At 33.3% G+C, this 14,008-nt stretch carries 11 protein-coding genes; 5 read left to right on the forward strand and 6 right to left on the reverse strand.

What is annotated here, in order from left to right; all coding sequences use genetic code 11:
* Positions 1-36 precede the first annotated feature (36 nt).
* Positions 37-768: an IS21-like element helper ATPase IstB gene (gene istB / locus GQ45_RS13345; RefSeq protein ID WP_047414086.1), complete on the reverse strand. Its 732-nt coding sequence runs from the start codon at positions 766-768 to the stop codon at positions 37-39.
* Positions 769-784: 16 nt separating this feature from the next.
* Entirely contained in the window at positions 785-2,329 is a 1,545-nt protein-coding gene (gene istA, locus GQ45_RS13350; protein ID WP_047414181.1) for an IS21 family transposase, read from the reverse strand.
* Between the two features lie 288 nt (positions 2,330-2,617).
* Between istA and GQ45_RS13355 the strand changes: the two genes are divergently transcribed.
* Genes GQ45_RS13355 through GQ45_RS13375 form a run of 5 tightly spaced genes read left to right on the forward strand, consistent with a single transcriptional unit; the run spans position 2,618 to position 9,999 of the window.
* Positions 2,618-3,940, forward strand: coding sequence for a hypothetical protein (locus GQ45_RS13355; RefSeq protein WP_047418765.1), 1,323 nt, complete (start codon positions 2,618-2,620; stop codon positions 3,938-3,940).
* Entirely contained in the window at positions 3,913-4,560 is a 648-nt protein-coding gene (locus GQ45_RS13360; RefSeq protein ID WP_047418767.1) for a hypothetical protein, read from the forward strand. Before GQ45_RS13355 ends, GQ45_RS13360 begins: the two co-directional genes overlap by 28 nt.
* Positions 4,557-7,808 carry a hypothetical protein gene (locus tag GQ45_RS17660; protein ID WP_052188232.1) on the forward strand — a complete coding sequence of 1,084 codons (3,252 nt, stop codon included), beginning with the start codon at positions 4,557-4,559 and terminating at the stop codon, positions 7,806-7,808. Before GQ45_RS13360 ends, GQ45_RS17660 begins: the two co-directional genes overlap by 4 nt.
* A 31-nt stretch (positions 7,809-7,839) precedes the next feature.
* A complete protein-coding gene (locus GQ45_RS13370) occupies positions 7,840-8,793 on the forward strand; it encodes a hypothetical protein (protein ID WP_047418768.1) in 954 nt (317 codons plus the stop codon).
* A 21-nt stretch (positions 8,794-8,814) separates the two neighbouring features.
* The gene (locus GQ45_RS13375; RefSeq protein ID WP_052188233.1) at positions 8,815-9,999 is read left to right on the forward strand and encodes a Shedu immune nuclease family protein; all 1,185 of its coding nucleotides are present in this window, start codon (positions 8,815-8,817) and stop codon (positions 9,997-9,999) included.
* Between the two features lie 20 nt (positions 10,000-10,019).
* Here GQ45_RS13375 and GQ45_RS13380 read toward each other — a convergent pair whose 3' ends face one another.
* The 4 genes from GQ45_RS13380 to GQ45_RS13395 form a co-directional block, all read right to left on the reverse strand.
* A complete protein-coding gene (locus GQ45_RS13380) occupies positions 10,020-11,144 on the reverse strand; it encodes a DUF3800 domain-containing protein (RefSeq protein ID WP_047418769.1) in 1,125 nt (374 codons plus the stop codon).
* A gap of 10 nt (positions 11,145-11,154) precedes the next feature.
* A complete protein-coding gene (locus GQ45_RS13385; RefSeq protein WP_047420425.1) occupies positions 11,155-12,531 on the reverse strand; it encodes a hypothetical protein in 1,377 nt (458 codons plus the stop codon).
* 75 nt (positions 12,532-12,606) lie between these two features.
* On the reverse strand, positions 12,607-13,269 hold the full coding sequence (locus tag GQ45_RS13390) for an ATPase (protein ID WP_047418770.1): 663 nt from the start codon (positions 13,267-13,269) through the stop codon (positions 12,607-12,609).
* Complete coding sequence (locus GQ45_RS13395; protein ID WP_047418771.1) at positions 13,253-14,005, reverse strand: hypothetical protein; 753 nt, start codon at positions 14,003-14,005, stop codon at positions 13,253-13,255. The genes GQ45_RS13390 and GQ45_RS13395 overlap by 17 nt, the downstream gene beginning before the upstream one ends.
* Positions 14,006-14,008 lie beyond the last annotated feature (3 nt).

Below are 14,008 nucleotides of genomic sequence, written 5' to 3' on the forward strand. Positions count from 1 at the left end.
AGTAAGTGCTCAAAATCGATTCATTTGTGGTTAAATTTAGTCTTTATTTTTCATTTTTTTACGCATCGATTCTCCTTTAATATGTATTCTGTGTGCATTATGTACAAGGCGGTCTAAAATGGCATCTGCGATGGTTTGTTCTCCTATAATTTCATGCCATGCTTCTACTGGTAATTGTGAAGCTATAATAATACTGTGTTCTCCGTGTCTATCTTCAATAATTTCCATAAAAGAGTGCCTATTTATAGCATCTAAAGCTTTGAGTCCAAAGTCATCTATAATCAGTAGGTCTTGTTTTTCTAGTTTATTGATTTGTTTTAAATAAGAGCCATCTGCTTTTGATGTTTTAAGCATGGTAAAAAGTTTATTCGTGTTATAATACATGACTTTATATCCCAATGAACACGCCTGATGACCAATAGCTGATGCTATATAGCTTTTTCCAGCACCTGTACTTCCTGTGATAAGGATATTCTGTTTTTGCTTTATAAACTCACAGCTAGCAAAGCGTTGTATTTGATTTTTATCTAGCTGTCTTGAAGCATCAAAATCGATAGCTTCCATAACAGCACTATATCTAAAACGTGCCGCTTTTGTTAACCGTTCTATCTTTCTGTTTTGGCGGTCATCCCATTCGCTTTGGAGCAGATATGCGATGAGTTCATCATTTGTGTAGTTTATACTTTGTGGTGATAAACTGCTGTCAAAGGCTCTGTACATGCCGTATAGCCTTAGTTGTTTCATGTGTTCTAATGTCTGTTTATTCATTGTTTTTGGTTTAAATTTATTTGTAATAATGGCTCCCTCTAATATTGCTATGGTTTGGGATATCTGGTTGATCTTCGATATCTTCATCTAAAGTGTCCCAGCCGTTTTTAAGGATACGCTCTACAATATTGTAGTTATGCGCTCCATAGTCTAATGCTCGCTTACAGGCATTATCTAGCCGTGTATTGCCTACCTTTTTAGTAAGGTGCAATATGCCTAAACACGATTTGTAGGATTGCTCAGGGTGTTGTTTCTTTTCTAATATGTTAATGATTAACACCTTACAATTATTACCAACTTGCTCTGCCCAGGTAATGAATTTTTCACTGCTCCACTCGCTGATAAAGCGGTGATGGGAAGGCATGTGTTCCTTTATCGTGCTATACCCATATTTTTGCTTGTTTCTTGGATGTACCGTAAGCAGTTCCTGCTGGTAGTAAATCTCTACTGCGCTATCTGAGTAAACCATTTTGATACGCTTGCCTATATGCTGATAGGGCAGACTATAATAGTGTTTGTCCTTACTAAAATAAATATGGCTGTTTTTATGAACCGTTGCATTAGCGTAGCGTTTAATCTCATAGCGTTTTGCTGGCAATGGTCTGAGCTGATGCTTTTCAATCTCTTCAAATAACGAATAGCGAGAATATTCACGCCCCCTAAAAGAGGTGCTGTTATGGGTTTTAAGAAGTTCTAATATAGCCTTATTCAGTGCAGCTTTAGTATGGATCGTTTGGTTACGCAATGGCGCAAAGACACGTGTATATATGATACGTACAGCATTTTCGACGATGGCTTTATCTCTAGGTCTGTAGGCTCTAGTTGGAAGTACTGCCGTTTCATAATGCTCAGCAAAATCTATAAAAGTCTCATTTACTTTCGGTTCGTAACGACTACTTTTAGTAACTGCTGCCCTCAAGTTATCGGGCACTAAAGCTTGTGGTACACCGCCATAAAACCAAAGTGCATTTTCTACACAAGCTATAAAGTCTTCTTTCTTTTGGCTCTCACAAGCCTCAACATACGTATATTGGCTACTTCCCAATACACAAACAAAGACTTCTAAATCTTGTATCTCACCTGTGTAACGGTCTACGATGGAAAGCTTCTTACCTGTAAAATCAATAAAAAGTTTATCGCCAGCTTTGTGTGTAAAATGCATCACTGGAGACACTTCTTTAGCCCACTCCCGGTACCAATATCTAAACTGGGAAAGTTTGTAACCATCTGGATGTTTGGAAGCATACTCTTGCCAGAGTAGCTCTTTGGTTACACCCGTTTTGCGCAGTTCTTTGTCGAAATAAGGAAAGTATGTTTCTAGAGTCAATAGTTGTTGGCTCTTACCTTTTTGGTCGGTTTTAAAAAGTCTGTTCAGCTCCTCGAGTGTCATGGAAGACACTTCGTAATTAGTAAGCCCATAGCGCTTAAAAAAGTCAATATATTTAGTGATGGTATTACGTGATAGCCCTGTGATTAGGCTTATTTGACGCTTACTGACTCCTTCACTGTAAAGTTTGAAAATCTGTTTTATTTTTCGCATTTCTATTTGTTTGTTGGCCATAATATCTTTTTATAAAAAGATATTTAAAGCTTTACAAATAGAATCGATTTTTAGTGGTTCACTTTCGTCCGCCGCAAGTGGTTCACTTTCACCCGCTCCACTATGATCACTTTAATCCGCTGTAGGTGGTATACTATGCCCGTTTTTTGCACCTCAGGTCTCTTATTTACTTATTATATGCCGAAGTTAAAGGTCTATTTAATAAAAATATGGATAACCGTAACTAAGGCAATCTCAATTAATTATCTTTATGGGGAATTTTGTTAAAAAAATGCCCTGATATAAAAATTGAACGAAAACAATAAAATAAATTTTGACTTTGTAAAAGAGATTAAAGAACCAGGTGTTTATCAGCTACTTTTCCCCAAGAAAGAAGTAGGGTTAGCGGTTATGGTTTTATTTCAAAAAATCGATGATAAATCACTTCCTGATGGGAAATTTATTGAGAAAGATTTGCACGATGCTTTCGCTCAAATAAGCAAAACGACTGAGAGATACCCAAAAGAAATCTATAGTGCGCACATTGAAGAACTTCAGGAATATTTTTTAGACTACAATCAAGAAACTCAAAAATATTATTTTAAGGACTATGCTTATAGGTTTTATGCTTATGCTAAAGAAACCTTAGAAGGTAATTTCAGCCCTACTCATATTGAGAAAATTTGCATTCTTCTTACAGCCTCACTAAGAAAAAGAGAAACTTTAGATGATTTAAAGTTTTGGCTTAAAACTGAATTTAAAAAATACGAACCCGATCTTAGAGAACAGGTAGATTTTTTAGATAGACAAATTATAGAATCAGTAAACAAGCTTAAGGATAATACGACAAATTCAGATAAGAAATTCATCGACCTTTTAGAAGAAGTAGAGCGCAATCTCGATAAGGCGCAAGACCAAAGTAAAGAATTAGCAGCGGCCTATTCTGAAACTAAAGTTATCCGCTCAATTTTAGAAAAGCGAGAGGACACAGATTCTGAAGCTGATGATTTAATTGTAGATGTACACTTTTTTATAAAGTATCTTAATGAAAGGCTAGATTCCATTGACAGGAAGTTAGATAGGATTCAGCCAAAAATTAGGCGATTATTTGCTATTTTAAATAGACCTCAATTTAATACTAAGGTTGAAAAGTTTCTACATTTTCTTTTAGATAAAAGTACAGTAGACAGTAAAAAGGCAACCTTATTGCCAGATAATGTTGCTAACCCTATCCTACATATAGATACACCAAATTTTACGATCGTTGAGCGAGAAAGGGAATTGTTTCCTTCAAAACCAAAGAAGAGAACTACCTATTCATCCAATACTGTAAAGATTGAGGAAAATACACAGAGCATCTTAAATGTGCTCAATCAGCAAGATTTAATCAGTAAGTGGGAAAAGCATATTATCGCTGAAATTGAATTGAGAGGAAGCATTGATTTATCAAAAACGTTTTTTCAGATAATGGAAGAAACCAATGATGGACAGATAGCAGTAAGCGCAATTTACAGTTCGATTCAGCACGCAAATAAGTCGAAGAATTTTAATTTTAAAATGAACAAGACCAAACAAACCAATACCAAAATAGAGCACATAAGTTTATGGAAGATGAACATACAGAAGACATAAGGGTACGGTTTTTAAACCACCCAGATACTCAAGATTTATTTGCATCTCTCGATTATATGCTTAAAGATGGCGTGCATTTTCAAAGGGAAGGCAGCCAAGCTAAATACTACAACTATATCTATTCTAATGAGGATAGCTTAAGAGCATATTATCAATATCTGTTTAGTGTTGAGTTAACTTTTGGTGGTACTGAAGCGAGTGGTTATTATTTTTTGGATTTCATAGGTTCTACAAGAGGTAAAATCGATGCTAGTAACAGACATCATATGAAAAGTGAGTACGTCATTATTGGATTTATTATCTACAAGATTTTCTTTATCGATAATCAAATTGATGTGGTTTCAGTAAAAGACCTTCAGAAAAAGATTAGAATAGATTACGAAGGTTTAAAACCAGGTATCTATAGACTAATTGCAAAATCTAGAAACACAAACCCAGGAAACCTTAACGATGATGCTATTGATGCAACTGTAGAATCAGCACTTAGGGAATTTAAAAAAATAGGTTGGGTTACACTTAATGATGATGATTTTGATTTGCTTCCAGCTTTCGACAGGCTCATCGCCATACACGAAGACTTGATAAATAATCTGGACGAAACATTAAATGAATTGAGATGAAACGATATCCTAGAATAAAAAGATTATCCACTTTAGGTATAGTGCATCATCAATCGTTTGATTATGAGTTTAATCCATTTAGAACAGATTTTGTAGGCGAAGGTGGTTCAGGTAAAAGTATGATTGCCGATATTTTGCAACTTATTTTTGTGGGTTCTGGTGCATTTCATTCCCCAACCGATAGTAGTGAGCCAAGACAGCCCAAAACGATGGTTTTGAGAACTGCTGGAAATGGTACAGATATGGGTTACGCATTTATCAATGTTGAGCTCGGTAAAGATGAATTTGTAATTATTGGTATTTACTTAGAAAGCACAGGAAGTTCACAATCGTTTGTAATACAGCAAGGCGATAATTTTGAGCCAGAGAGCGAACTAATTGCTTTTAATAAACCAATTGGTTTTTTAGATTTTCTAAAAGATAACAGCATCTTACCTATTGATGATTTAAAGAATCATATTTTCGATTCTAAAAGGTTAGTCTGCGAATCGTGGTCTAGACTGGGAAAGTTTCATAAACTTTTATTTGAAAATTTTATCATTCCCGTTGATTTATCTATCAACCAAGAATCCTTGAAAAGTTACGCGAAAATTATACAAGCATTTTCTAGAGAATCACTCGATATTAAAAAGAGTGAACGCATTCAAGAGTTTCTCTTCGGAAATGATAAAGAAAAAGAACTAAAGCAAGAGTTTGATAAGGCAGTAGAAGAGCTAAGTGGCGATATTAAGCAGTTTGAATCTAACAGAGAAGAAATAGATTTACTAACTCATAAGCAGACAGAATTGCAAGAACTTCTCAATCTCAAAAAAGAGCGGGACAAGGCCAATACAAATTATCTGACTACAAAATATCAGTATTTAAATCAGCAGATAGAATTGTCTAATATCAAGATGTGCAAAAAGTTAGATGCATTTTATAATAATCGAAATACATTAAGCGGGCTGAAAGATTTTGCAGAAGCTAAAGTTGAAGAACTGAAGTTAAACGTATCAGCTTTAGATGAAGCGTTTGAAAAAGCTTTGGCAATTAAAATGTTGTGGCAGGGTAAAAGTGATAACCTGAAGAAGTATTTTTCTTGGATGGAATATTTTGAAAAAACAGGGCAAGAACTATCAGAACACTATCACAACTACCATAAAAACAAACAGGATATTGAGCGAATAAAATATTTTAAATCTCAATTAAAGGAAAAAGGAATTAATCCTTTCTTTGGGAAAAACAATAAGCTGAATAAAAACACATTACTAACTATTGGCGAAACAGTAAGTAGTTTAGAAACTTCTCTTGAAGAAAAAAGAAAACTAAAAGTCCTTAATAATCTAGACGATAAAGCTTCCCTTGCACATTGGGCATTAAATCTTAAAAGAAAACTGACCTTGCAAGAGGAAAGTGTGGTTCACAAATATCAAAACGATAATATTACCACCAAAGAACCAACAAACGGAATTAATTCAAGATACATTCCTGAGCCAAAACTGTTAATTCAAAATCTACAAATCACAAAAGATGAAGCTAATGGATTTTGGCTGGATTTAAATGGTATACGAGAATACATACCGTATGTGAAAGAGCCAATATTCGATACAGGGAATTCAGATAAAATAAAGGACTATTTCACGAGCCAAAAAGCGACTTTAGATAATGACATTAAACTATTAGATCTTGAACTTAAAAATTGGAAAACGTTAAAAGAATTACTTAACAGTCTTGATAATCCTTCTGAGTATCTTTTATCTTGGGAATCAAAAGATGTAAATTCTAATTTTGATAAACACGATTTATTCGATGAAACTTCTGATGCCATTAGCCAATATTTAAAATTACTGGATGAAGATGAGCAGATAGATAAAGGGTTAAAAAAGGCAAGAAAAACATATAAGCTTGCCGACGATAATAGGTCTGATAATTCTGCGCTCATAAAAGGATTAACAACGAGTTCCAAAAAAATTGTCATTACAGATATAGATGAAGAGATTCTTCTACTATTAAAAAAGTATACATACGAGATTAAAGAATCGAATGACTTAGAAGCCATAAAATCAAAAATTAACGCTTCAGAGGATTTGTATAGTTCTTTCCTTTCTATCTTAAATGAAACATCTAGAAAAGAGGTTGCTGCAGAGGATTTAAAATTTGAAGATAAAGAGATAGATGTATTTAAAGTTGATTTAGAAAAATTGATTAATAACAATCCTGATTTTACTTCAGAAATTGAAATATCAGAAACAAGTATAAAATCAGAATTTTTAGAAGAACAGCACGGTTGTTATTCTGAATCTGAAAAACAATATGGTATTAGATATGATTTGATTGTAAAAGAATTTTTAAAGCAAAAAGAAAAGCGATACTTGGGGGAAGATGATTTTAAACAGATTTGTGCGGAAATATTACCGCCAGAGATTTTTTCAGAAAAGGATTTAGAAGATGACGAGATAATTCCACGCATTAAGCAATTGCTCGATGCAATTAATATCAAAAACAAAAAATTGAATATTAGAAAACTTCAAAAGTTGACGAGCATTATAGATAAAGTCAATAACGAGGTTAGTGAACAGATATATTACTCAAAGAAAATTAGAGATTTTATAGACTCAGACGATAAAACAATTACTGGTGGTCATAGAGCCAAATTATCCATTTACTATGAAGGTAGTTATCCAAGAACTTGGATGGAAGAGTTTATTGAGGAAATCAAAAAGGATATTAAAGTTTCTAGTGAAGGCAATTTATTTGATGCTTTACAAGGTATTTCAAATGAATTGGAAAAATTCACCTCTTTGGAAGAAAAAATGCAGGAAGCGTTTTACAAATGCGGTGGCTCTAGAAATTTGAAACCTAAAATTTGGGAATTGCTCAATCCTAAATCTTATTACGGACTAAATTTTACAATTCAATCCGTTCACGGAAAAAAGAATCCTGGAAGTACAAGTCAAACTTATGCAGCAATTGCCCTTTTGTGTATTTCTAGGCTCTCATTAATTAATAGAGAAGCCAAAGATAAGGTAAGGGATGGAATTCGATTTATGCCAATAGATGAAGCAGCTGGACTAGGAAGTAATTTTGATATGCTTTATGATATTGCAAAAGCGAATGATTACCAGATTATATCGCTATCAATTCAACCATATAAAGTTGATATGCAAAATCAGTATATCTATTTGCTTCATAATAATTTGGAAGAATCGGATAAAGTAAATTATGAGCCAGTTCCAATATTTGGGGATTTTGATAAGAATACAAACTAATTAGAAAGCTGCTAGTTCGCAGATATCAAAAATGAAAAAAAGTGTTGAATGGAAATATTTAATTGGTCTTAACCAGTTGTACAAGAATGATAAAACTAATCTTAAGATTGAGAATAATAGTTTTATTAAGCAAGTGCTGATTAAGCAGAAAAAATTAATAAAACCCAAAATGGGCAATCCTAAAATTTTGGAAGCAAAATATGGCTTTAAGGAATATTACGAAGAAGAATTTTTGGACTATTTTCAATACTATTCTAAGTTTTTTGAAAAAGCTGGATTAGAAAGTAACGCTCACAAAACGTACAACGATGATGACTTAAAAAGTTTGGCCTTTATATATTATCAAAAAGACGAACTTAAAAAGCACTTAACAACTGAATATACCTTTTCAGCAAGAGTTTTCAAAGGTAAAGGTGCAAAATACCTAACAAATAAACCCAGCTTACGTAATGCCGTATTACAGCTTTTAGAGATTGAGGAATTCCCAGAGAAAGACCCAAAAAACAGTCAATGGCGCTTTGTTGTAGATTGCGAAAATCCTAAGTTGGTTGTTATTTGCGAAAATATAGCTTGCCTAAAAGTGCCCTACGAATACAAACAGAACAACATAGAATTATGGTATGTAGGTGGTAACAATACAAATCCTTTAAAAGACATTCCTACCAAAAAAATAGAACTGCCTTTGTTTTACTTTTGCGATTGGGACCATCACGGATTATCCATTTTTTCTAGAATAAAAGGCATCTTTAAAGAAAAAGGAAAGGAAATTACATTGATTGAGCCCAATACATTAGATGATGCACTACCTGTAAATTCACCACATCATAAAAGTAAATGGCGTAAAAAGGAATTTTCAGGTTTAAAAAGTAAGGACTTTTCTGAGCAACAACAAGAAACAATCAAGAGCTTAATTCAAGATGACACTTGGGTAGAGGAAGAATCAATGAACTTGGTAGAGCTTCTTTCTATTATAAATGAAATTTAAAGAACTAATAAATATTGAGATTTGGTAGAGATAGAAAAAATAGATTCAAAACTTGTTTTAAAATACTATTCCGATTATGAGCCTACAGTATGGCTAGATAAGAAATTAGAAACAGAGCTTCCATTCAAAATTAAGCATATTTTCAATGTAAATAGTAAATCACTTCTCAAAAAGGTTGAAAATGAATATGAAGAATCTGAATACTTTTTTGAGGTTGGGGAATTGATGGATGACTACTATGGGGTGTATAGAGAAGTTTTAGGACTTGCTAATACTTTTTTCTTTCATAAATCTTTGGATATAAATCTCGATTATTTTTTTGTAAAATCTAAATCCTCACTTCTACTACAAATAGATAAACATTTAAAAGAGGATATCTATATTGGTGGTCCTAGAGAAACAATATTACCAATTGAAGAGTTTGAAAACCTTATCAAAGTGTTTCCTACTACACACGAAATTAGCCTATATCGTCAAGCGAAAGTCACATCAATCTTAAAGAATTATTTTGACCATATTTTGGATAAGGAAGAGTCTTATCAAAACTATTTAAACAAGAAAACACCCACTTATGGTAGCAACTTAAGAAAAACATTTCGAGAAGCCGATATTATCAAATATCAAACGCTTTTAGAAAAATTAATAGATATGCTTTCCAATGAAATCAAGTACTCAGAAAATCAATGGCAAGCAGAAATAATTGAAATAATATTATTGCTCTTTCCTAAGTATATTGCTGTATTTGACGAAGTAAGATTTAAGGATATCTATAATAATAAGACCAGAAGATTAGATTATGGATTAATCGACTTTATGGGAAATCTAGATATTGTGGAAATAAAAATTCCTTTTGATAAAAATATAGTGTCGGCTAATCCATACAGAGATAATCACATACCTAACAGAGACCTATCAGGAACAATAATGCAAATTGAGAAATATATTTTCTATTTAAATAAAACAGGAACGGCAGGCGAAAAGAGATTAACGGAAAAGTACAAAAGTCGACTTCCTGAAAATTTAAAAATAAAGATTACAAATCCAAATGGGATGATTATTATGGGAAGAGATAATAACCTAACGGAAAGTCAACTTTCAGATTTTGAGATAATCAAAAGGAAGTATAAAAACATAATAGATATTTTTACATATGACGATTTGATACGTAGAATGGAAATTATGTTAGCACAACTAAAACGTATATGATACTTGGGGAATTGAAGAATTTATTCTTGTTCAATGAGAGTATTAAGAGTGTGCATCCTATTTTGTTCAGTTGTACCTGTTATATGATGAAAAAAACCTGGATTATGGTTATCAGATTTAGAAATAACCTTCAAGTACAGCTGAAGATTACTTTTTTGCAAATCATTTAATTTTTCAAACTCTGTAATTATTAGTTCTTCAGAATGATTATTTATAAAGCTATGGTATTTAGAAGTTAAGCCTACAATGATATCGGAAAGCTGAATCATAACTTCTGATTTTGAATCTTTAAATACATAGTTTTTTAAAGTTCTTTTTCCATCAATAAGATTGAAGTCACCGATAATTTTTTGGATGGCATCCTCATTATCGAATGTATGGGTAGAGTTTTTAAACATATAAACCTGCTTTATGTAAAACTGGTAAAATTCTTCTATTAGCATATTATCTTTTTCTCCTCCTAGAAACGGCATTTTTTGTTTCTTACCTGAAAAGTCAAGTATTTCTTTAAGAATTTTTAAGCTCTTCTGATTTTTGATTTTTTCGTTGTTACAATTTGCTATAGCTATAATTTCTGCTATAAATTCAGGAATATCTTCCTGACTTATATTCGGATAATTAAATTTAAAAAATAGAGCTCTAGTATCATCTAAGTGCTCTCTAAGCACTTGATGCATAGTGTTTTTTAGTTCTGCAACAAATTGAGGACCACGTTCAAGCAATTCCTTGCGATTCATAATTGCAGAATCTACTATATCTACTATGGAATAATATAACAGATTGATGTTGGACAAATGGACTAATATATCTTCATCATCTATAAATTGTAAATAGGTATTTATTTTTTGAGAGTTTAAACAGTTTATAAAATCGCCACTAGCTAAATGTGTGAACTTTAACTCCTTTACATTTTTTTGCAATTTTAAAGAATCCTTAAGCTTTTTGAAGTTGAATACATTCCCGTCATCTACTATCCCACCTAAAACAAAACTACCAGTGATTAAAGTATTAAAATCTGCTTCTCTTGTATATAGTTTTCTCGGATTATTGGATTCATCATAGAAAAAATGATATTTTCCATCAAAGTTGATATGTGGTGCAAGTGATTTCTGATTGTCTCTTATTTCGTTTATAGGAAAATCCATTATGATTTTTTTATTTGGTAATTGTGTTGTAATTCATTGAAGCATAAGGATGAAAATCTGGTGTATAACTTACTAGTTCTCCATCTATAAACTTATGATGACCTATGTTTGGAAAGTATTCCATATCAATAGGGTGCTTTGCTTTTGGATTATGAAATAAGTTTAAACCTTCTCGCCAGTTTTCTTTTGTTTCTTCTGATACTTGATATTTAAATGACATCGGCTCCAAACTTTTTGGGTCTTTATGAACACAATCTCCAATACGCATAACTATTTGACCTTCTTCGGCAAAACCTGCTTGCATCCCCATACGCGTAAATTTTGCGAGAGTACCTGTAGCAGAGAATAATATAGCGCTTACATTTTCTGTTTCAGGTTGGTCGAAAAAACCTGTAGGGATTATTTCTCCCGAAGGCTTTGTGTAATTATTTGCTTTTACAGACTTAACTATATTTTTACCATTTTCATCTTTCTCAATTATTTGCTTATGGCCATATAAATATTCAGTTAGAGCGACAAAAGACCATATCATTGAGGCATCACTGTGGAAATCTGCAATAGCAAATACGAGAGGTTTATTTTTTACGTGGTCAAGTTTCCAATATTCTTTTTTAAGTTTTGAATAGAGCGCACTACCATAGCGTAGTGGCGTTTCATTTTCTAGTTTTTCTTCAATTTCTTGCAAAGTGGTGGAAGGTGGTTGTATATGTACTAATTTAGGTGGGTCGTTTTTACGTCCTAAAATAACAGCTTCTACAGCAATAGTTAAATCATCCTTTTTAATCAAGAAATCGGGTCTATTAAACTCTCTTAACATTTCAAATTCTAACTCTATAAAAGAAGCAAAGAGATAAAGCTCCCACAAACGAGCATCAAAACCATTTATAGATTGAAACTGCTCCACAAAATTTCCGTCTATGTCATCTAAATGATTTGATATTTCAATAATAGCTTGTTTTGAAGCCTTTGAACCCTTATTGTTTTTAAGATTATTGAAATACGGATGAAGTTTTTCTGGTGGTTGGTTTACCTCGAATAGTTTAAGTCCTTTAGGTGGTCCGCCTTGTTCTACAATAGTCAGATATTGAGAACTATGCCATTTCATTGAATTGGTTAGAGCTGTTATGCATTTTTCTTCGGTAGTGTAATCTGTTTTTATTTCAAAAGCCCGGAATTGCCGATTTTCATCCCGTGCCATTAGTATGTAATTATAATCTTGGTCCGTATAGTCAAGAATAACAACTCCTAAAAGTGTATTGGAATCATTGGTATAATAGTGTAGTTCTTTGGCAAGAAAATTTATAAAAGGATGCCTCGTAAAAAGCATAAAAATATCGAAGCGATTTTTATTGATTTCTATAATCTTAATAGGTGTTATTTTTTTCATACGCATTGGTTCAAGATATTGAAAGTCAAATTGTAATATCCAAAATTCTTTTAAAATCAACTAAAAAAAATCACATTACTTCCGTTTATCCCCAGCTGTCTTATTAAAAGCAATCAAATTAAACAGCTCACGCATTCTGCTTCGAACACGATTTCCGTAGCGTTCTTCCAGTTCCTCGGCATTGAGGTTTGTAGTAGCGTGAGTTTTTACTTTATGCTTAGTATTCAGATAAAGCTCATACCGAGATAAAAGCACTTCGCCCATAACGTTGAGATCCTTGCCATAAAACCTTCCAGCAGGTTCAATACCCAAATCATCAAAGCAATAAAATCGAGTATTTCCATAGTCTTCAATCGTTTTAAAACCAAGATGATTAAAACTAAAAGCCACATTCCTGCACGGAATCATTTCGTACGGTCGCTGTAAAGGAACAACGTGGCGCAGTAATCGCATCAATGTGGTTTTTCCACACCCTACGGGTCCGGAAAGCAAAATCCCTTTTTCAGGGTCTATGCCTTCCTTTTCACAATTCTCTTTGTCTTTGATAAAATAGTGGCATAGTTTGCGGATGATATCCGTATCCTCATCATAGATTCTAAAGTTCTTGCCAAAGAGTAATTTTCCTTTGGCATTTAGATAAATCAAGATTTGGTCAAAATCGTAAAGAACGCTTTGACCATCAAACTTTCCGAGCGAATATTCCACGCCACCTTCGTTAATTTTAGAGGGGTTGTCCATAATCTTTGTTTTTAGTGGTTCGCAAGTTGTCCTTGATTTGGGACGGTTGTTTTTTGTTTGGTTTGTTTTCTTCATTGAAAAGCTCGCTTCTATCCATCCAGTTCAAAGCTAAGGCTCGCCAATCTCGAATTTCTTTTCCATCGCTAGTTTGCCAATTTCGAGTTTCATAATGCTCGAAGAATTTTTTTCCTTCATCAGCATTAAAACTTTTTTCAATAAAAAAATCAATAACGGCCTGCCAGCCCTTTGGTTGTTTTATATTGTTTACTTGTTTGGTATTGTTTATAGTAGATACCAATGCTTGTCCACCTATGGGACGGTGCAAGTCCACAGCTTGTCCATTTGTGGGATGGTGGTGTCCCTCAAGCGGTACACCTCTGGGATGGTACTGTTCCGCAAGCTGTTCTAATTCGGGATGGTACTGTCCCACAACCGGTTCATCACTTGTCCCGATAATGGCCATCTTGATTTTGCTGCCTTTGTAGGGATTGTTAGATGGAAAATAGGTTAAGTATTGCCACGAATCTAACTCGACGATACATCTATGATATGTGGATTTAGAGCCTATTTTTGCACAGCGCATCAAATCCCTACGGTTCACATAGAATTCATCCATAAAGCGGCAACTGTTCCATTCTTGAAACAGCGCCATATACAGGCTGATATGTGTGGGATTAAGGCGGTCATCAAAATAGAACTTCTCAAAAGCCGCATTAAGTAGCTTTATATAGTTCATCGC

Origin of the sequence: Cellulophaga sp. Hel_I_12 (genome assembly GCF_000799565.1) — a bacterium.
Classification (GTDB): Bacteria; Bacteroidota; Bacteroidia; order Flavobacteriales; family Flavobacteriaceae; genus Cellulophaga.